Raw genomic sequence first — 20,204 nt, 5'->3', positions numbered from 1 at the left:
TAGAAAGGGAAGAAATAGTGGTTGATGTAAATCGTTTTAAAAGTATGCAAATCACCCTAGCTTCTCCAAGCAAAGTCCGTTCATGGTCTTATGGAGAAGTCAAAAAACCTGAAACAATCAATTACCGTACTTTGAAACCAGAACGTGAAGGACTCTTTGATGAAGTTATCTTTGGTCCTACAAAAGACTGGGAATGTGCTTGTGGTAAGTACAAACGCATTCGTTACAGAGGAATTGTTTGTGACCGCTGTGGGGTTGAAGTAACGCGTACGAAAGTTCGTCGTGAGCGTATGGGGCATATCGAGTTGAAAGCTCCTGTATCTCACATCTGGTACTTCAAGGGGATTCCGAGCCGTATGGGCTTGACCCTTGATATGAGCCCTCGTGCCCTCGAGGAAGTTATCTACTTTGCGGCTTATGTGGTGATTGATCCTAAGGATACACCACTTGAGCACAAGTCTATCATGACAGAGCGCGAATACCGTGAGCGCTTGCGTGAATATGGTTATGGATCATTCGTTGCCAAGATGGGTGCCGAAGCTATCCAAGACCTTTTGGAACAAGTAGATCTTGAAAAAGAAATTGCTGAACTTAAAGAAGAGTTGAAAACAGCTACTGGACAAAAACGTGTCAAAGCCATCCGTCGTTTGGATGTTTTGGATGCCTTTTATAAGTCTGGAAACAAACCTGAATGGATGATTCTCAACATCCTTCCAGTTATTCCACCAGATCTTCGTCCAATGTTGCAGTTGGATGGTGGCCGTTTTGCCTCATCTGACTTGAATGACCTTTACCGCCGTGTTATCAACCGTAACAACCGTTTGGCTCGTTTGCTTGAGTTGAATGCGCCTGGTATTATCGTTCAAAATGAGAAGCGTATGCTTCAAGAAGCGGTTGACGCTTTGATTGACAATGGTCGTCGTGGCCGTCCAATCACAGGACCAGGTAGCCGTCCTCTTAAATCATTGAGCCACATGCTTAAAGGTAAACAAGGACGCTTCCGTCAAAACTTGCTCGGTAAACGTGTTGACTTCTCAGGACGTTCCGTTATCGCCGTTGGTCCAACTCTTAAGATGTACCAATGTGGTGTGCCACGTGAAATGGCAATCGAGCTCTTTAAACCATTCGTGATGCGTGAAATTGTCGCTCGTGATATCGTGCAAAACGTCAAAGCAGCTAAACGCTTGGTGGAACGCGGAGATGAGCGTATATGGGATATCCTTGAAGAAGTGATCAAAGAACACCCAGTGCTTTTGAACCGTGCACCGACCCTTCACCGTTTGGGTATCCAAGCCTTCGAGCCAGTCTTGATTGATGGTAAGGCCCTTCGCTTGCACCCGCTTGTCTGTGAAGCCTACAATGCTGACTTTGATGGGGACCAAATGGCCATCCACGTACCGCTTTCAGAAGAAGCTCAGGCAGAAGCTCGTATCTTGATGCTAGCTGCTGAGCATATCTTGAACCCGAAAGATGGTAAACCAGTTGTTACTCCATCACAGGATATGGTTTTGGGTAACTACTACTTGACCATGGAAGAAGCTGGTCGTGAAGGTGAAGGAATGGTCTTCAAAGACCGTGACGAAGCTGTTATGGCTTACCGTAATGGTTATGTTCACCTCCACTCACGTGTTGGTATCGCGACAGACAGCCTCAACAAACCATGGACAGAAGAGCAAAAACACAAGGTCTTGCTTACAACAGTTGGTAAAATCCTCTTCAACGACATCATGCCAGAGGGTCTACCATACTTGCAAGAACCAAACAATGCCAACTTGACAGAAGGCGTTCCAGCTAAGTACTTCTTGCCACTTGGTGGAGATATCAAGGAAGCAATCAGCAAACTTGAACTCAACCCTCCATTCAAGAAGAAAAACCTTGGAAATATCATCGCTGAAATCTTCAAACGTTTCCGTACGACAGAAACTTCTGCCCTACTTGACCGTATGAAGAACCTCGGTTACCACCACTCAACTCTTGCAGGATTGACAGTGGGGATTGCCGATATCCCAGTCGTTGATGACAAGGCTGAAATCATTGAAGAATCACACAAACGTGTAGAACAAATCACAAAACAATTCCGTCGTGGTATGATCACAGACGACGAGCGTTACAATGCCGTTACAGCTGAATGGCGTGCTGCCCGTGAAAAACTTGAGAAACGCTTGATTGCCAATCAAGATCCTAAGAACCCAATCGTTATGATGATGGACTCAGGAGCCCGTGGTAATATCTCAAACTTCTCACAGCTTGCCGGTATGCGTGGTCTGATGGCTGCTCCGAACGGACGTATCATGGAATTGCCAATCCTTTCAAACTTCCGTGAAGGTTTGTCAGTACTCGAAATGTTCTTCTCAACTCACGGTGCCCGTAAAGGTATGACCGATACGGCCCTTAAGACAGCCGACTCAGGTTACTTGACTCGTCGTTTGGTTGACGTTGCCCAAGACGTTATCATCCGTGAGGACGACTGTGGAACAGACCGTGGTCTCTTGATCCGCTCTATCGCAGAAGGAAAAGAGATGATCGAGTCTCTTGAAGAGCGTCTCAATGGTCGTTACACTAAGAAAACTGTTAAACATCCAGAAACTGGTGCAGTGATCATTGGTCCAAATGAGTTGATTACAGAAGACAAGGCGCGTGAAATTGTCAATGCTGGTGTGGAAGAAGTGACTATCCGCTCTGTATTTACATGTAACACTCGTCATGGTGTCTGCCGTCACTGTTACGGTATCAACTTGGCGACTGGTGATGCGGTTGAAGTTGGTGAAGCAGTTGGTACAATCGCTGCCCAATCTATCGGGGAACCTGGTACACAGCTTACAATGCGTACCTTCCACACGGGTGGGGTTGCTTCAAATACCGATATCACTCAGGGTCTTCCTCGTGTCCAAGAAATCTTTGAAGCCCGCAATCCTAAAGGGGAAGCGGTTATCACAGAGGTTAAAGGACAAGTTACGGCTATCGAAGAAGATGCATCAACTCGTACTAAGAAAGTCTTTGTTAAGGGTGAAACTGGCGAAGGTGAATATGTCGTTCCATTTACCGCTCGTATGCGTGTTGAAGTTGGAGACCAAGTAGCTCGTGGTGCTGCTCTTACAGAAGGTTCAATCCAACCAAAACGTCTCCTTGCAGTCCGTGATGTCTTGTCAGTTGAAACTTACCTTCTTGGTGAAGTACAAAAAGTTTACCGTAGCCAAGGGGTAGAAATCGGTGACAAACACATCGAGGTAATGGTTCGTCAAATGATTCGTAAAGTACGTGTCATGGATCCAGGTGACACAGATCTTCTCATGGGTACCCTCATGGATATCAATGACTTTACAGATGCTAACAAAGATGTCCTTATCGCAGGTGGAGTTCCAGCGACAGGTCGCCCAGTCCTTATGGGAATTACCAAAGCCTCACTTGAAACAAACAGTTTCTTGTCAGCGGCTTCCTTCCAGGAAACAACTCGTGTCCTTACTGATGCGGCTATCCGTGGTAAGAAAGACCATCTCCTTGGACTTAAAGAAAATGTTATCATCGGTAAAATCATCCCAGCAGGTACTGGTATGGCCCGTTACCGTAACCTTGAACCACATGCTATCAACGAAGAAGAATACCTTAACCCTCCAGTAGAGGAAGAAGGAAATGAAGAAACAACAGAAGTAGTTGTGGATACTGCCGTTGAAACTGTGGAAGAAACAGTAGAATAAGAGAGAATGAGAGAGCCTTCGGGTTCTCTTTCTCTTTTCTGAAAACTTTCTCCATTTTTCCATGAAATGTGGTAAAATAAAAGAAAGAAGCTGACAAAGGAGACGGGTATGGAACAAACATTCTTTATCATTAAACCAGATGGTGTAAAAAGAGGACTAGTAGGTGAAGTGTTGAAACGCATCGAACAACGTGGATTGACAATCGAAAAATTAGAGTTGCGTTCACAGGTTTCAGAAGAGTTGATTGACCAGCACTATCAGGACTTGGTTGGTCAGAGTTTTTACCCACCGATTCGTGAATTTATGACTTCAGGCCCGGTTCTTGTAGGTATCATTTCTGGTCCTAAAGTAATTGAAACTTGGCGGACCATGATGGGCGCAACTCGTCCAGAAGAAGCTTTACCAGGGACTATTCGAGGTGATTTTGCAAAAGCTGCTGGAGAAAATGAGGTTATCCAAAATGTTGTACATGGTTCAGATTCAGAAGAGTCAGCTAAGCGAGAAATTGCTCTTTGGTTTGAGAATTAAATAAGTGCAAGAACAGTTCTATTGTAATGGAACTGTTTTTTGTACCGTTCAGCGTCGGAATGTGACATTTTAGGGGCTATTAGTATTTTCTAATCCTATCAGAGTATAATTTCATGTAGGGAGGAAAAGGAAATAATGAAATCAATTCGTGTTTTATTATTATTAGCTGTCGTTCAAATTTTATTTGGAAGTTGTTTATTGTGGAAGGAAACATTTTTATCTTTAAGACAAGTTAATGTATATTTTTTAATTCTCATAGTCGGAGTTTCTAGCTTTTGTGCTGGGATTAATTACTTTCATACCTCGGGTCAGAAACGTCATAGCATTTTGCATTCTCAGAAGAAAGTCTGGATGGTTTATACGATTCTTTTGGTGGTCAACTTGTTAGCATCTTGTCTGGTTTTATCAGAAAGTATCCAAATTCATAACAAATTACAGCAGGATTTGGTTGATCTTTTTCTACCGTCATTCTTTTTTTTACTAGGTATTGATCTGTGGATTTTTCTGCCTTTTGATAAATACCATCGTGATTTAGAAAATTTACTGAACAGGAAGAAAACAGGATTGTTATCCATCTTGGCAACTGTTATTTTTTTGAGAAATCCCTTGACGATTTCTTCAATTCTTGTCTATATAGTTTTGGGATTTCTATGTGCACGATTTATTTTCCCAAAATCTATTCAGAGAGAAATTTCATTTTATGGCCATATTATTCGAGATATTTTATTTGTGATTAGTATGTTTGTTTTCTTTTAAGTTAATCAGCTAAAGTGCTAGTGATTTCCAAATTTATAATAGTAAATTTTAAAGAAAATTTACACAAAAAGAAACTTTCTGGTATAATAGTAACATGTACACAAAAAATGAAGAAGAGCTTTTAGCTCTGGGAGAAAGATTAGGAAACCTGCTTAAAAAAAATGATGTCTTAATTTTGACTGGAGAGTTGGGGGCAGGAAAAACAACTTTTACAAAAGGTTTAGCAAAGGGATTGGATATCCATCAGATGATTAAGAGTCCAACCTACACCATTGTGAGAGAGTATGAAGGTCGTCTTCCGCTTTATCATTTAGATGTTTATCGTATTGAGGGCGACGCTGATTCTATTGACTTGGATGAGTTTCTCTTTGGTGGTGGGGTGACCGTCATCGAGTGGGGGCATCTTTTAGGTGAGGATTTACCGGATTCATATTTAGAATTGGAAATTCAAAAAGAGGATGAGGGTCGTCAATTGCGCTTTAATGCTCAAGGTCATAGACCGGAACAACTTCTTAAGGAGCTTTCAGATGGAGTATGAGTTGTGTATTCGTGAGGCTGAAGTTCAAGATGCAACTGATTTGATTGCTTTTTTAAATCTTGTAAGCAAGGAAACAGATTTTACTAGTTTAGATAAAGAGGGAATCATGATGAGCGAATCAGAAATGGTACTTTTTATCGAAAAACAAGCTAGTTCAGAAAATCAAATTACTCTCTTAGCTTTATTAAATGATACAATTGCAGGAGTCCTGAATATTACTGCAGATCCTCGTTTAAGGGTTCGGCATATCGGAGATATTTTTTTAGTTGTTCAAAAGAAATTTTGGAATCAAGGCTTGGCCGGTATTCTTTTAGAGGAAGGTATCGAGTGGGCTAAATTAAGTGGTATTTTACGTCGTTTGCAACTAAGTGTACAAAAAAGAAATGAGGCTGCTATTCACCTATACTCTAAAATGGGATTTACCATGGAGGGATTGCAGGAAAGAGGAGCCTATCTAGAAGAAGGGACATTTTTGGATGTTTGTCTCATGGGCAAACTGATAGATGAATAATGATATGGTTAAAAAATTAATCGGAACAGTGCTTGCTTTTCTAGTAGTAACAGTGTTAGGTGTTGGAGTTTATGCCTATACAATTTATCAACAGGGAACAGCAACGTTGAGTCAAAAAACTTATAAAAAAATTGGTGAAGAAACAAATGTAATTGAGGCGACGGAGCCTCTGACTATTCTTTTGATGGGAGTGGACACTGGAAATATCGAACGTACAGATCGTTGGGAAGGAAATAGTGATTCTATGATTCTCATGACAGTCAATCCTAAAACAAAGAAAACAACCATGATGAGTTTGGAACGGGATATTTTAACAAAAATTCAGCAAAAAGATGGTAGTGTTGAGGAAGCTAAATTAAATGCCGCCTATGCTGGTGGTGGTGCGGAATTGGCAATCTCAACTATCCAGAAAATGATGAATATTCATATCGATCGTTACGTTATGGTGAATATGCAGGGGCTGCAACAATTGGTTGATGCGGTTGGCGGGGTGACTGTAAATAATACACTCGGTTTCCCAATTTCGATTACTGACCAGGAAGAATTTAATAAAATTTCCATTGGCGTTGGACAGCAGACTTTAAATGGTGAGGAAGCGCTTGTTTATTCTCGTATGCGTTATCAAGACCCTGAAGGAGACTATGGTCGTCAAAAACGTCAGCGTGAAGTGATTCAAAAAATTGTTGAGAAGGTCTTGAGTCTGAACAGTGTGAGTCATTATCAAGGGATTTTAAAAGCTTTGACTGACAATATGCAAACAAACGTTGATTTGTCAGCGAAAAGTATTCCACAATTACTTGGTTATCAAGAATCTTTCAAGAATATTGAAACACATCAATTGCGAGGAGAAGATGCGGAACTGCAGGGCATTTCTTACCAGATTGTTACAACTGAGCATATGTTAGAAATGCAAAATCTCTTACGCCGTTCACTAGGTAAAGAGGAAGTAACTGAAGTAGAAACCAATGCTGTTTTATATGAAGTAGCCCTTGGAAGAACCGCTACATCAACGAATGCTTCAAGTGTAGAAATAGAACAAAATTAATAATAAAATCGTGGGAAATTTCCTGCGATTTTTTCAAAAAAATACGAATAGATAGGTAGGAGGAAACATGAAAGCAGAAATCATTGCTGTTGGAACAGAGATTTTGACAGGACAGATTGTCAATACCAATGCCCAGTTTTTATCAGAAAAACTAGCAGAGATTGGGGTAGATGTTTATTTTCAGACGGCTGTAGGAGACAATGAAGCTCGTCTCTTGTCTTTGCTTGAGATTGCCAGTCAACGTAGCAGTCTGGTGATTTTAACAGGTGGTTTGGGGCCAACTGAGGACGACCTAACTAAACAAACTCTAGCTAAATTTTTAGGGAAAGAATTAGTCTTCGATTCTCAGGCTCAGGAGAAGTTGGATGTCTTTTTTACCCAGCGACCAGACTATGCCCGAACACCGAATAACGAAAGACAAGCCCAAATTGTAGATGGAGCGACTCCACTGCCAAACGAAACCGGACTGGCTGTAGGAGGAATATTGGAAGTCGATGGAGTGACCTACGTTGTCCTTCCAGGTCCACCAAGTGAATTGAAACCCATGGTCTTAAACCAACTTCTACCCAAGTTGATGACAGGGAGAAAGCTGTATTCCCGAGTTCTTCGTTTCTTTGGGATTGGCGAAAGTCAGTTGGTTACGATTTTGTCTGATTTGATTGATAATCAAACAGATCCGACTTTGGCCCCTTATGCCAAGACAGGAGAAGTTACTCTGCGTCTGTCAACAAAAGCTAGCAGCCAAGAAGAGGCGAATCAAGCGCTAGATATCTTGGAAAATCAAATCTTGGACCGCCAGACTTTCGAAGGAATTTCTTTACGAGACCTTTGTTATGGTTATGGGGAAGAAACTAGTTTAGCTAGCATTGTGGTAGAAGAACTGAAAAGGCAAGGGAAAACTATCACGGCTGCAGAGAGTTTGACGGCTGGTCTTTTCCAAGCTAGGGTAGCGGATTTTTCGGGTGCTTCAAGTATATTCAAGGGTGGTTTTGTGACCTATAGCTTGGAGGAAAAATCAAGGATGTTGGATATTCCTGCCAAGGATTTGGAAGAACATGGTGTGGTGTCTGAATTTACAGCTCAAAAGATGGCTGAGCAGGCACGAATCAAGACCCAGTCTGATTTTGGCCTTAGTTTGACTGGAGTGGCAGGACCAGATAGCCTAGAAGGACATCCAGCTGGGACAGTTTTCATAGGCTTGGCTCAAGAGCATGGAACTGAGGTCATAAAGGTCAATATTGGAGGCAGAAGTCGAGCAGATGTACGTCATATTGCGGTTATGCATGCCTTTAACCTAGTTCGCAAGGCTTTATTAAGTGACTAACTTTTGATATAATAGTAGATAGGTCTGAGGACCATTAGAATGTAGGAGAATAGAATGGCGAAAAAACCAAAAAAATTAGATGAAATTTCAAAAAAATTCGGGGCAGAACGAGAAAAAGCCTTGAATGACGCTCTTAAATTGATTGAGAAAGACTTTGGTAAGGGTTCAATCATGCGTTTGGGTGAACGTGCCGAGCAAAAGGTTCAAGTGATGAGCTCAGGTTCTTTGGCTCTTGATATTGCCCTTGGTTCAGGTGGTTATCCTAAGGGACGTATCATCGAAATCTACGGACCAGAGTCATCTGGTAAGACGACGGTTGCCCTTCATGCAGTTGCACAAGCGCAAAAAGAAGGTGGTATTGCAGCCTTTATCGATGCGGAACATGCCCTCGATCCAGCTTATGCTGCGGCCCTTGGGGTCAACATTGACGAATTGCTCTTGTCTCAACCAGACTCAGGAGAGCAAGGTCTTGAGATTGCAGGAAAATTGATTGACTCAGGTGCTGTAGATCTTGTCGTGGTCGACTCAGTTGCGGCCCTTGTCCCTCGTGCAGAAATTGATGGAGATATCGGAGATAGCCACGTTGGTTTGCAGGCTCGTATGATGAGCCAGGCTATGCGTAAGCTCGGTGCTTCTATCAATAAAACCAAAACAATTGCCATTTTTATCAACCAATTACGTGAAAAAGTTGGGGTCATGTTTGGAAATCCAGAAACAACTCCTGGTGGACGTGCTCTGAAATTCTACGCATCAGTCCGTTTGGATGTTCGTGGAAGCACACAGATCAAGGGAACTGGTGACCAAAAAGATACCAATGTCGGTAAAGAAACCAAGATCAAGGTCGTGAAAAACAAGGTGGCTCCACCATTTAAGGAAGCCTTCGTTGAAATCATGTACGGAGAAGGGATTTCTAAGACGGGTGAACTCTTGAAAATCGCAAGCGATTTGGATATCATCAAAAAAGCAGGTGCTTGGTACTCTTACAAGGATGAGAAAATCGGGCAAGGTTCTGAAAATGCTAAGAAATACTTGGCAGAAAACCCAGAAGTCTTTGATGAGATTGACCATCAAGTCCGTGTTCAATTTGGTTTGATTGATGGAGAAGAAGTTGCTGAAACTAAAAAAGATGAGGCGGTCCAAGCAGACTCTGTGAATGAAGAAGTAACTCTTGACCTAGGCGATGAGCTTGAAATCGAAATTGAAGAATAAGTTGTGAAAGTAGTGGAGCAATCCACTGCTTTTTCGATTCTTTGTTCAAAATTTCAGATTGCCTATAGTTTGCTGTTTCTTGTTGCTCCTCTAGAAAGCTGATATAATAGCCTTATGAATAAAAAACGAACAGTGGACCTGATACATGGTCCTATTCTTCCCTCGCTCTTAAGCTTCGCATTCCCAATCTTGCTATCAAATATTTTTCAACAGCTCTATAATACTGCTGATGTCTTGATTGTTGGGCGTTTTCTTGGTCAAGAATCCTTGGCTGCAGTAGGGGCGACGACAGCGATTTTTGACCTGATTGTAGGTTTTACTCTTGGTGTTGGCAATGGCATGGGGATTGTCATTGCCCGTTATTATGGGGCTCGAAATTTCACTAAAATAAAGGAAGCAGTAGCAGCCGCCTGGATTTTAGGTGCACTTTTGAGTATTGTAGTTATGCTGCTGGGCTTTCTTGGTTTGTATCCTCTTTTACAGTACCTAGACACCCCCGCAGAAATCCTTCCTCAATCTTATCAATATATTTCTATGATTGTAACCTGTGTCGGTGTCAGTTTTGCTTATAATCTCTTTGCAGGTTTGTTGCGGTCCATTGGGGACAGTCTAGCAGCGCTTGGATTTCTGATTTTCTCTGCCTTGGTTAATGTGGTTCTGGATCTCTATTTTATTACGCAATTGCATCTTGGAGTTCAATCCGCAGGACTAGCTACCATTATTTCGCAAGGTTTATCAGCGGTTCTCTGTTTTTACTATATTCGTAAGAGTGTGCCAGAACTTTTGCCTCAGTTTAAGCATTTCAAATGGGACAAGGTCTTGTACACCGATCTCTTGGAGCAAGGTTTGGCTATGGGCTTGATGAGTTCAATTGTGTCCATCGGCAGTGTGATTTTACAGTCTTCTGTTAATACCTTTGGAGCCGTGATTATTAGTGCCCAGACGGCGGCTCGACGTATTATGGCCTTTGTCCTTCTTCCTATGACCGCTATCTCTGCTTCTATGACGACCTATGCTTCGCAAAATCTTGGTGCTAAGCGTCCAGACCGCATTGTCCAAGGACTTCGAATCGGCAGTCGTTTAAGTATGTCCTGGGCAATTTTTGTTTGTGTCTTCCTTTTTTTTGCCAGTCCAGCCTTGGTTTCCTTCTTGGCTAGTTCGACGGATGGTTACTTGATAGAAAATGGAAGTCTCTATCTGCAAATCAGTTCAGCCTTTTATCCTATTTTGAGTCTCTTGTTGATTTATCGCAATTGCTTGCAGGGCTTGGGGCAAAAGATCCTTCCTCTAGTTTCTAGCTTTATTGAACTAGTCGGAAAAATCGCTTTTGTAGTCTTGATTATCCCTTGGGCAGGCTATAGGGGAGTTATCCTTTGTGAACCCCTTATCTGGGTTGCCATGACCATTCAGCTGTACTTCTCACTGTTCCGTCACCCCTTGATAAAAGAAGGCAAGGCAATATTGGTAACCAAAGTGCAATCCTAGTTGGATTTACTGAATAAAATCCATTTCCTCTAGTGAAAATCGAAAAAACTTGTGTTATAATAAGAAAGATTAAAATGTGAAAAAAGGAGATTCCTAATGGGACGTAAATGGGCCAATATCGTAGCCAAGAAAACGGCTAAAGATGGAGCTAACTCTAAAGTATATGCAAAATTTGGTGTAGAAATCTATGTGGCAGCTAAAAAAGGTGATCCAGATCCAGAATCAAACTCAGCCTTGAAATTCGTTATCGACCGTGCTAAACAAGCGCAAGTGCCAAAACACGTTATTGATAAAGCGATTGATAAAGCAAAAGGGAACACAGACGAAACCTTTACAGAAGGACGTTACGAAGGTTTTGGACCAAATGGTTCTATGCTGATTGTTGATACTTTGACTTCAAATGTTAACCGTACAGCGGCCAATGTCCGTGCAGCTTTTGGTAAAAATGGCGGAAACATGGGTGCTTCAGGTTCGGTTTCATACCTCTTCGATAACAAGGGTGTTATTGTATTTGCAGGTGAAGATGCCGATGCAGTCTTTGAGCAATTGCTTGAAGCAGATGTGGATGTGGATGATGTAGAAGCAGAAGAAGGTACAATCACAGTTTACACAGCTCCAACTGACCTTCATAAGGCTATCGTTGCCCTCCGTGAGTCAGGTATCGAAGAATTCCAAGTTACTGAATTGGAAATGATTCCTCAGTCAGAAGTGGAATTGTCAGGCGATGACCTTGAAACCTTTGAAAAACTTTACAGCGTTCTTGAAGACGACGAAGACGTACAAAAGATTTATACGAACGTAGACGGGTTCTAATTTAACCTAGAGAACATAATCCTAAGTGAAAAAATCACTTGGGATTTTTTTAATCAAGAAAATAGTTCTCTAGGAAACTTTTTTCTTGACATCTTTTTTGAAAATGATAAAATAGTTCTCATGGAAACTTATTTAGTTCCTAGGAGAACTAAATGCGATGGTTAGAAAGGAGTTAGTATGGATAAACCGATGTTAGTCTTTAAGCGTTTTGGTCATCAGATTCACCTGATGGTGCAAAAGGAAGCCAAACGTTGTGGTATTGAATTTATGGGTGGGCCTCAAGGTCAGGTTGTGCGTTTTTTGGATAATCGTGAGAAAAACCAAGACTTGGTCTTGATTAAAGATATCGAGCAGGAACTCAATATTACCAAGTCTGTTGCTAGTAATTTGGTCAAGCGTATGGTGCAAAATGGTTTGGTGGAATTGGAGGCGAATCCTAGCGATAAGCGGGCAAAATTTGTTCGTTTGACGGACAAAGCACGTTCTCAGATGCAAGAGGTTAAGGCTTTTTTTGAACGAATAGACAAGCAGTTGATGGAAGGCATTGATGAAGATGAATTACTGATTTTTGAGAAAGTTCTCGGTCAACTACAGGAAAATATCAAGGGAATAGGAGGAGAGAATGAAGAAATTAGCCAAACGAATTAGTGGAAAAGAATGGGGGATGATTTTACTAGCCATTCTCTTTACCTGCTTTTCGGTTTATCTAGAGTTGGAAGTGCCGACCTATATCTCTAAAATCACTGATTTACTAGGAACTCAGGGAACCAACTTGGATGAGTTATGGCAGCCGGCAAGCATGATGGTGGGAATGTCCTTTCTAGCCTTCTTATCCGCAGTTGCAGTTGGATTTTTTGCTTCCCGAGTGGCTGCTTCTTATACTAGTAGGCTGAGAAGTGATATTTTTAATCGAGTTTTAGACTACTCACAGACAGAGATTAAGAAATTCTCTATTCCTAGTCTCTTAACGCGTACCACTAATGATATTACTCAAGTTCAGATGTTGATTACCATGGGCTTGCAAGTAGTTACGCGTGGTCCAATTATGGCTATCTGGGCTATCGGGAAGATTTTAGGTCATTCAGAATACTGGCTCTGGGCCGTACTTGTGGCAGTGATTGTCAACGTTTTAATGACGACTGTTTTGATGACGCTAGCCTTTCCAAAACAGTCCTTGATTCAGGGGTTGACAGATAAACTGAACAGTATCACTCGTGAGAGTTTAACAGGTATTCGTGTCGTTCGCGCCTACAATGCTGAAGAATACCAAAATGAAAAATTTGCATCAGCAAATGATGAATTGACACGCTTGAATTTGTTTGTCAACCGTCTTATGGCTATTTTGAACCCTATCATGATGGGGATTTCAAGTGGTTTGAGTGTGGCGATTTACTGGATTGGGGCCTATGTGATTAACGACGCTGCTGCGACAGCACGTCTGCCTCTCTTTAGTGACATGATTGTTTTCATGTCTTATGCCATGCAGGTTGTCATGGGCTTCCTTCTCATGGGAGCACTCTTCATCGTTCTTCCCCGAACTATGGTCTCTGCTAAGCGGATTAATCAAGTTTTAGATTTGCATTCTTCTATCCAAAACCCTGCTCAAGTGCAGCTGGCTGATGAAAACCTCAAAGGTCAGGTCGAGTTTAAGGATGTGACCTTCCGCTATGCGGCGAATTCGGAGGCGGTTATTGAGCATGTTAGCTTTAGAGCAGAAGCTGGTCAAACAGTGGCCTTTATTGGGTCAACAGGTTCTGGTAAATCAACTCTAGTCAATCTGATTCCACGTTTCTACGATGTGTCAGAAGGAGAAATTCTGGTGGATGGTGTCAATGTTCAAGACTATGACTTGAAAGATTTGCGCAACAAGGTTGGTTATATTCCTCAGAAAGCGGTTCTCTTTTCAGGTGATGTCAAGGGTAATCTAGACTTTGGACACAGTCAAGAAACACCGCTTAGTGAGCAGGCTATGTGGCAAGCTCTGGAATTGGCCCAGTCTAAGAACTTTATCGAAGACAAGGAAGCGGGCTTAGAGTCAGAAGTGGCCCAAGGAGGAACCAACTTCTCAGGTGGCCAAAGACAGCGTCTGGCCATTGCGCGTGCCTTGGCTCGGAAGCCAGAAATCCTCATCTTTGATGACTCCTTCTCAGCCTTGGATTACAAGACAGACCGTGTCCTACGCCAAGAGCTAGCAGAGAAAACCAAGTCTATGACCAAGCTTATCGTTGCACAGCGTATTTCAACAATTATGGATGCAGATTTGATTTTGGTCTTGGATCAAGGAAAAGTCGTGGGGCAAGGCACCCACAAGGAACTTCTAGCTAATAACGAAGTTTACCAAGAAATTGCCTATTCACAACTATCGAAGGAGGAATTGGAACATGGAAAATAAGAAAATGTCTCTTTGGGAACAGAGTAAACCCTATCTTGCAGGTCTCCAGTTTGCCCTTCTAATCGCCTTTCTAGCAACAATCTTATCCAATATCATTACTGTATATGGTCCAACCCGCATCAAGGAAATGACTAATATTATTGCCAGTGGTTTGGAAACAAGTGTGGATGTCGCGGCGGTTGCAGCTATTGGTGGTTTTTTGGCCGTCATCTATGTGATTGGACTTTTATCAAATTATTTGCAGGCCTTTCTGTTTACAACAGCTATTCAACGTTTTTCAGAGCGTTTGAGAAGAGCTATTGCAGAGAAAATCAATCGCCTTCCATTAGGATATTTTGATGGGCATTCTCAAGGAGATACCTTGTCTCGTGTGACTAATGACGTTGACACTGCAGCCCAATCCCTCAATCAAAGTCTAGGAACAGTTCTTTCATCTAGCTTACTGGTCGTGGCTGTCTTAGTAACCATGTTTGGTATGAACTGGATTTTAGCTTTGGTGACGGTTGTTTCAACTCTTATTGGTTTTGCTTTCGTGTCTGTCTTTATGGGCAAATCACAGGGATTCTTTAAAAGTCAGCAACAGGATTTGGCAGCTGTCAATGGTTATGTGGAAGAAATGTACTCTGGTCATAATGTGGTGACCAGCTACAATGCTATCGAGAGCACGAAAGAAGAGTTTGCGAAATTAAACCATCGTCTGTATGATAGTATCTGGAAATCTCAGTTTATTTCAGGGATTATGATGCCGATTATGATGTTTATTGGGAACTTTAGCTATGCCTTGGTGATTATTGTTGGTGCAGCTTTGGCTCTGAATGGGCAGATTAGTATCGGGATTATCGTTGCCTTTATGGCCTACGTTCGTATCTTTTCTCAGCCCCTTTCCCAAATTGCTCAAGGGATTACCAGTCTTCAGCAAGCTAGCGCAGCCATGGGACGTGTCTTCGAATTCTTAGGTGAAGAGGAAATGGAAGATGAATCTCATAAAGAAAGACAGCTGAGCTATATGAAAGGGCAAGTGGTCTTTGATCGAGTTTCCTTTGGTTATACACCAGAGCGAACCATCATTAATGACTTTTCTGCGACTGCTCATGCAGGTCAAAAGGTTGCCATTGTCGGACCGACCGGAGCTGGGAAGACAACTATTGTCAATCTTTTGATGAAGTTCTATGAGATTGATAAGGGAAGCATCCGTATCGATGGTGTGGATACCAAGGAGATGAAGCGTTCGGAAGTGCATGATGCCTTTTCAATGGTCTTGCAGGACACTTGGCTCTTTGAAGGCACTATCCGAAACAATCTTATCTATAACCAAAAGGATATTAGCGATGAGCGCGTGATTGAAGCCAGCAAGGCTGTAGGGATTCATCACTTTATTATGACCCTCCCAGATGGTTACGATACCGTCTTGGACGATACAGTGACCTTGTCTGTCGGACAAAAGCAACTCTTGACCATTGCTCGCGCTTTGCTGAAAGATGCACCACTCCTAATCCTAGATGAAGCGACCTCTTCGGTTGATACACGGACGGAAGAATTAATCCAGAAAGCCATGGACCGTTTGATGGAGGGAAGAACTTCCTTTGTCATCGCCCACCGCTTGTCAACCATCCGTAATGCGGATCTGATTCTGGTTATGAAAGATGGGAATATCATCGAGCAAGGAAATCATGATGAGCTGATGGCGCAAGCTGGTTTCTACGCTGACCTCTACAACAGTCAATTTACAGAAGACGAAGCAGAAGAATAAATCGAAAGAAGGCTTGACGGCCTTCTTTTTCTGCACTATACTAGAAGACAAGTGCTTCCCTGTAAGCAAAATTTGAGTAAGTGATGAGAAAATATATGAAAAATTATCAAGAATGGTATGACTACATTGCTGCTAACATTGAAAATAGGCCCTTTCTTCTGAGCTTGTTAAGAACTTTCAATCGCTTTATGACGGTAGTTATGCCTATAGTTTATCTGACCTTGTTAGCCACTGCCTATCTCCAAGAAGGACTTGGGAAACAGGTCTTGATGTATGTGTTTATCCCTGTATCAGGTTTTGTGATTTTGTCCTTTCTCCGTAAGAAAATCAATGCCCCTAGGCCTTATGAAGTTTGGGAAATTGTCCCGCTACTAGACAGAGATAGTCCTGGTAAATCTATGCCTAGTCGTCATGTCTTTTCAGCAACCATTATCTCCATGGCTTGCTTACATGCTAGTCTAACTATGGGGATGATTTGTTTGACATTATCAGCCTTCCTAGGTCTAGTGAGAGTCTTAGGTGGCGTGCATTATCCCAAGGATGTAGTAGTTGGTTATATTTGTGGTCTTGTGTGGGGTGTGATTTTCTTTCTATTTTGACCTGCAAGTTAAGGTGGTCCTACAACCACTTACGGGGTTAAAGTAACCACTTGCTTTTTTGCTCTTGTTTTCTTATTTTGGCTTTGATATAGTAGAGTCAGAAAGGAGATGGAATGAAGTTACGAATCGAAATTGACAGCAATTTAGAGGAAACTGAAATTGTCATCAAGGCAGCGGCTTTGACAGATGAGATTGCGGATTTACAGCGTCTCTTGCAAGAGTCCAAGTCTCCTAGGTTGATTTTTTACAAGGGGACGGGTGAATATTATCTGGACTTATCGGAAATTCTCTTCTTTGAGACGGAAGGTAGCAAGATTTACGCCCATACCCAGAAAGATGCCTACGAGGTTCGGCTTAAACTCTATGAGTTAGAGGCTATCCTTCCTCGTTATTTTAGTCGGGTATCCAAGTCGACCATTGCAAATATCCGTCAGGTTTACTCGGTGGACAAGTCCTTTTCAGGAACAGGCACCATTTCCTTTTATCAGACTCACAAGGAGGTTCATGTGTCACGGCATTACCAATCCCTCCTAAAAGAAAATCTAAGAAACATGAGGTAAGAACATGAAAAAGAAAGCATTTGGTATTGTGTTGCTAGTATTGGCAGCTTTAGTATTATTGCAAGGAAATTTTGGAATCCCTTCTCTAGGAGGGCACATTTGGCCTTTGATTGGTATTGGATTTTTTACCTACCAATCAGTTGAGGCTTTGCTTCGTCGTCATCTGACTTCAGCAGTTTTTACAGCTCTAGTAGCAGTAATGATTGCTAACCACTTTTATGATATTTTACCGATTCCCAATCAATCACTGTTCTGGGCCAGTATTCTAATTGTTCTTGGAGTTAGTTATTTGACTCACTCTAACAGAACATGGAATGGTAAGAAATGGTGGTATGACGGTGAAAAGACCATTCTGACAGACAAGGAAGTCGCTTTTGGAAGTGGGACTTTCTATAAACAAGATCAAGATCTTGTAGACGACCAAGTAGAAGTTGCTTTTGGAAATGCAAAAATCTACTATGACAATGCAGAGATGTTAGGTGATTTTGCAACTTTAAATATCGAAGTTGCTTTCGGAAATGCAACCGTCTATGTTCCACAACACTGGCGTGTCGATTTGAAAGTAGAAACATCCTTTGGTGCAGCCAAGGCAGATACTCCTCTAGCCCCAACCAGCAAAACCTTGATTATCCGTGGAGATGTGGCCTTTGGGAAATTGGGAGTTGTTTACGTTAAATAAAAAAATCTTTCGTAAGTGTCTAGAGTTTTGGGAAAGTGAAAAATTAAATATCATATAACTTGAGAGAGTGAGAAAATCGCTCTCTTTTTTCGTTGCAAAAATTAAAGAAAGGATAAACTAAATGACAAGACAGGAGTTAATTCAAGAAATAATGTCTTTGAGACAGTTGACAAGCCATGAAGCAGATGTAGTTATTTCACTGTTAGAAAGACAAAAGATGATTACTTTTACGCCACAAAATCAGCTTGCGTGTAATCTGAACTCATTCCAGGTGAGGTATTGATTTATGGCATATGGAAGAAAAAGTTTAATTCAAATTCAAGCTACAGAGATTCATTATCAGCTTCCTAAAGTCTTAGTTGGAACAACTTATTATCAAAAATTATGTGCTGAAGCAAAATTTGTCTACATGTTAATCAATGATCGCTTGAAATTATCACTTCAAACCGCTAAAGATACTGGAAATTTTGTGGATAAAAATGGTGATGTATATGTCATCTATCCGAATAATGAACTATGTCAAGATACTGGTTATGGGAAGGATAAAATTATCAAGTTGAAGAAAGAATTGATTAAATATCACTTGCTTGATGAGGAACGTCAAGGCATGAAACAGCCTAATAGATTGTATCCGAAAAATGTAGTTTCAGATCCAGAATTATTGAAGATGTCTTTTGAAATAGCTCCAAGTCCTTGGGAAATCTATGAACTCGGAAATACCGAAATCAAGAACTCGGAAATACCGAAATCAAGAACTCGCCAAAGCCGAAATCAAGAACTCGGAACTGCCGAACCAAGTAATAATAATCTAATTAAGAATGATAAAAGAGATTACGATACTAATCGATACGAGGGGGAGTCATCTTTATCTGATTTATCAATTTCTGAAGCATTCAAAATGGGGCAACATGGTTTTCTTTCTCCTCAACTAGTTCAGAAACTCAGTTTATTTGGAAAAGATGCAAAAATTCTTGAAAATAAAATCTATCAATCGAAACGTCAAGTTGAGAAGAATTACAACAACCTCTTAGCTGATCAGGAAATTTATGGAGAGGTTTGGCTGCAAGATCTTGAACGTGAGCTTGATAAATTGATTTTCAAAATTAAAACAGGAGAGGCTGAAGGAAAATCAATCCAGAATGTCCCAGCCTACTTCTACAAAATGATGATTCGCTTCTGGAAAATGGCTCTACTTATCGAAAAAGAACAGGGATTTATGGAGCTATCAGGACAAAGTGAGCAAGCTAGAAAATTCCCTGATGAGTGCCCTGGTCTGATTGCATACTATTATCCAGATAAATTGTCGGAGACGAAACTCAATAGCTATTTATCAGAACTGTCTAAGGGAGTTGAAACATGTTAAAAGATGAATTTAGACCAATTGATGGTAAAGTGCTAACGATAGGTCGTAGCCCGCTGCAGAAAATCTACATGGTTCCTAAAGCTGTTTTTGATTTACCGAAAAAAGAAAGAGCTGAGAAACTCAACCAAATTTTCTTATCATGGCAACAGAAAGAGGATTGATTTTATGGGATTGTTTAATAACCAAGAGAGAATTAACAGAGGGCAAGCTATGAAAGCTACACCTTCCCAACCAGTTCAAGAGATTGAAATGATTGTAGAGTATTTTGATAAAACGGTAGACAGTATTTCCGTCACTTCCAACTTAGAGGAACTAGAAAAATTGGTATCAAGTTCATTTGGAACAGGAGCAAGTATGAATTTTACATCAGCGACTCCGCCGTTTTCTATCAATCCTAGATGGGTGAAGAAGATAACTTATCGGACAAAATAAGGAACGATATCAGGAGGATAGTAATGTTTAAACTAGTTGCAATTGCTTTATTATTGGTCTTAGCTTATGGAATAGGACTTGTCATGCTGGAGCTGAAGAATGCTCCTCTGATGGATGATGAAATACTATCAAGTCCAAATAATGAAGGAGACAAGTAGATGTGAGGAAACAAACACAAAATCGTATCAGAGAATTACGAAAAAAATCCAGGCTGTCCCAGCAAGCCTTGGCTGATCAGATAGGTGTGTTTCGTAACACCATATCGAACTGGGAAACAGGATATAGTCAGATAAGTCTTGAAAATGCTAAGAAAGTAGCAGAATACTTTGGGGTAACTATTGACTACCTGTTAGGATCAGAATCGGACCAAACCTAGTACAGATAAATCTATATTGACCGAGAAGTCATTAAACTACAGAACTTTGAAAACTGAATACAAGGCTTGCCCTGATACAGCGTGGCTATGGATAAAAAAGAAACGGGGGCGAGCAGCAAACTAGAAAATGATATCTAGTCCAGCCACTG

21 protein-coding genes are annotated in these 20,204 nt (G+C 41.3%); all 21 read left to right on the top strand.

Features of this window, described 5'->3' with window-relative positions:
* The first annotated feature begins 17 nt into the window (after positions 1-17).
* The 21 genes from rpoC to M594_RS08840 all read left to right on the top strand — a co-directional run bounded on the left by rpoC (position 18) and on the right by M594_RS08840 (position 20,055).
* Positions 18-3,695 carry a DNA-directed RNA polymerase subunit beta' gene (gene rpoC, locus M594_RS08935; protein WP_173876614.1) on the top strand — a complete coding sequence of 1,226 codons (3,678 nt, stop codon included), beginning with the start codon at positions 18-20 and terminating at the stop codon, positions 3,693-3,695.
* A 108-nt stretch (positions 3,696-3,803) separates the two neighbouring features.
* A complete protein-coding gene (ndk, locus tag M594_RS08930; RefSeq protein WP_173876613.1) occupies positions 3,804-4,223 on the top strand; it encodes a nucleoside-diphosphate kinase in 420 nt (139 codons plus the stop codon).
* A gap of 135 nt (positions 4,224-4,358) precedes the next feature.
* Complete coding sequence (locus M594_RS08925) at positions 4,359-4,979, top strand: hypothetical protein (protein WP_173876612.1); 621 nt, start codon at positions 4,359-4,361, stop codon at positions 4,977-4,979.
* A gap of 94 nt (positions 4,980-5,073) precedes the next feature.
* On the top strand, positions 5,074-5,517 hold the full coding sequence (gene tsaE, locus M594_RS08920) for a tRNA (adenosine(37)-N6)-threonylcarbamoyltransferase complex ATPase subunit type 1 TsaE (RefSeq protein WP_173876611.1): 444 nt from the start codon (positions 5,074-5,076) through the stop codon (positions 5,515-5,517).
* The gene (locus tag M594_RS08915) at positions 5,507-6,028 is read left to right on the top strand and encodes a GNAT family N-acetyltransferase (RefSeq protein WP_173876610.1); all 522 of its coding nucleotides are present in this window, start codon (positions 5,507-5,509) and stop codon (positions 6,026-6,028) included. The genes tsaE and M594_RS08915 overlap by 11 nt, the downstream gene beginning before the upstream one ends.
* A 4-nt stretch (positions 6,029-6,032) precedes the next feature.
* Positions 6,033-7,073, top strand: a complete 1,041-nt coding sequence (gene brpA, locus M594_RS08910) for a biofilm formation/cell division transcriptional regulator BrpA (RefSeq protein ID WP_173876609.1) — start codon at positions 6,033-6,035, stop codon at positions 7,071-7,073.
* A 67-nt stretch (positions 7,074-7,140) separates the two neighbouring features.
* Positions 7,141-8,397, top strand: coding sequence for a competence/damage-inducible protein A (locus tag M594_RS08905; protein WP_173876608.1), 1,257 nt, complete (start codon positions 7,141-7,143; stop codon positions 8,395-8,397).
* A 54-nt stretch (positions 8,398-8,451) separates the two neighbouring features.
* Positions 8,452-9,606 (top strand): recombinase RecA, encoded by a 1,155-nt coding sequence (gene recA / locus M594_RS08900; protein WP_173876607.1) that lies wholly within the window; start codon positions 8,452-8,454, stop codon positions 9,604-9,606.
* Between the two features lie 114 nt (positions 9,607-9,720).
* Positions 9,721-11,091, top strand: coding sequence for an MATE family efflux transporter (locus M594_RS08895; protein ID WP_173876606.1), 1,371 nt, complete (start codon positions 9,721-9,723; stop codon positions 11,089-11,091).
* Positions 11,092-11,187: 96 nt separating this feature from the next.
* Positions 11,188-11,904 carry a YebC/PmpR family DNA-binding transcriptional regulator gene (locus tag M594_RS08890; RefSeq protein WP_000532877.1) on the top strand — a complete coding sequence of 239 codons (717 nt, stop codon included), beginning with the start codon at positions 11,188-11,190 and terminating at the stop codon, positions 11,902-11,904.
* A gap of 177 nt (positions 11,905-12,081) precedes the next feature.
* A complete protein-coding gene (locus M594_RS08885; RefSeq protein ID WP_173876605.1) occupies positions 12,082-12,552 on the top strand; it encodes a MarR family winged helix-turn-helix transcriptional regulator in 471 nt (156 codons plus the stop codon).
* Positions 12,527-14,296, top strand: a complete 1,770-nt coding sequence (locus M594_RS08880) for an ABC transporter ATP-binding protein (protein ID WP_173876604.1) — start codon at positions 12,527-12,529, stop codon at positions 14,294-14,296. The genes M594_RS08885 and M594_RS08880 overlap by 26 nt, the downstream gene beginning before the upstream one ends.
* Positions 14,286-16,046 (top strand): ABC transporter ATP-binding protein, encoded by a 1,761-nt coding sequence (locus M594_RS08875; RefSeq protein ID WP_173876603.1) that lies wholly within the window; start codon positions 14,286-14,288, stop codon positions 16,044-16,046. Before M594_RS08880 ends, M594_RS08875 begins: the two co-directional genes overlap by 11 nt.
* Positions 16,047-16,141: 95 nt before the next feature.
* Entirely contained in the window at positions 16,142-16,645 is a 504-nt protein-coding gene (locus M594_RS08870) for a phosphatase PAP2 family protein (RefSeq protein ID WP_173876602.1), read from the top strand.
* 113 nt (positions 16,646-16,758) lie between these two features.
* Positions 16,759-17,205 (top strand): LytTR family DNA-binding domain-containing protein, encoded by a 447-nt coding sequence (locus M594_RS08865; RefSeq protein ID WP_000776606.1) that lies wholly within the window; start codon positions 16,759-16,761, stop codon positions 17,203-17,205.
* Between the two features lie 4 nt (positions 17,206-17,209).
* The gene (locus tag M594_RS08860) at positions 17,210-17,884 is read left to right on the top strand and encodes a LiaF transmembrane domain-containing protein (protein WP_173876601.1); all 675 of its coding nucleotides are present in this window, start codon (positions 17,210-17,212) and stop codon (positions 17,882-17,884) included.
* Positions 17,885-18,170: 286 nt separating this feature from the next.
* Entirely contained in the window at positions 18,171-19,247 is a 1,077-nt protein-coding gene (locus tag M594_RS08855) for a replication initiator protein A (protein ID WP_049491929.1), read from the top strand.
* Positions 19,241-19,408, top strand: a complete 168-nt coding sequence (locus tag M594_RS08850) for a hypothetical protein (RefSeq protein WP_000910111.1) — start codon at positions 19,241-19,243, stop codon at positions 19,406-19,408. Before M594_RS08855 ends, M594_RS08850 begins: the two co-directional genes overlap by 7 nt.
* Before the next feature lie 4 nt (positions 19,409-19,412).
* Positions 19,413-19,679: a hypothetical protein gene (locus M594_RS08845; RefSeq protein ID WP_000522441.1), complete on the top strand. Its 267-nt coding sequence runs from the start codon at positions 19,413-19,415 to the stop codon at positions 19,677-19,679.
* Between the two features lie 23 nt (positions 19,680-19,702).
* Positions 19,703-19,837, top strand: a complete 135-nt coding sequence (locus M594_RS10180) for a hypothetical protein (protein ID WP_000475613.1) — start codon at positions 19,703-19,705, stop codon at positions 19,835-19,837.
* Between the two features lie 2 nt (positions 19,838-19,839).
* Positions 19,840-20,055, top strand: coding sequence for a helix-turn-helix transcriptional regulator (locus M594_RS08840; protein WP_049491932.1), 216 nt, complete (start codon positions 19,840-19,842; stop codon positions 20,053-20,055).
* The last annotated feature ends 149 nt before the right edge of the window (positions 20,056-20,204 follow it).

Source organism: Streptococcus mitis (assembly GCF_013305725.1).
GTDB classification, from domain to species: domain Bacteria; phylum Bacillota; class Bacilli; order Lactobacillales; family Streptococcaceae; genus Streptococcus; species Streptococcus mitis_BO.
Note: the sequence above shows the minus strand (reverse complement) of the source record. Positions and strands in the feature narration are given on the sequence as shown.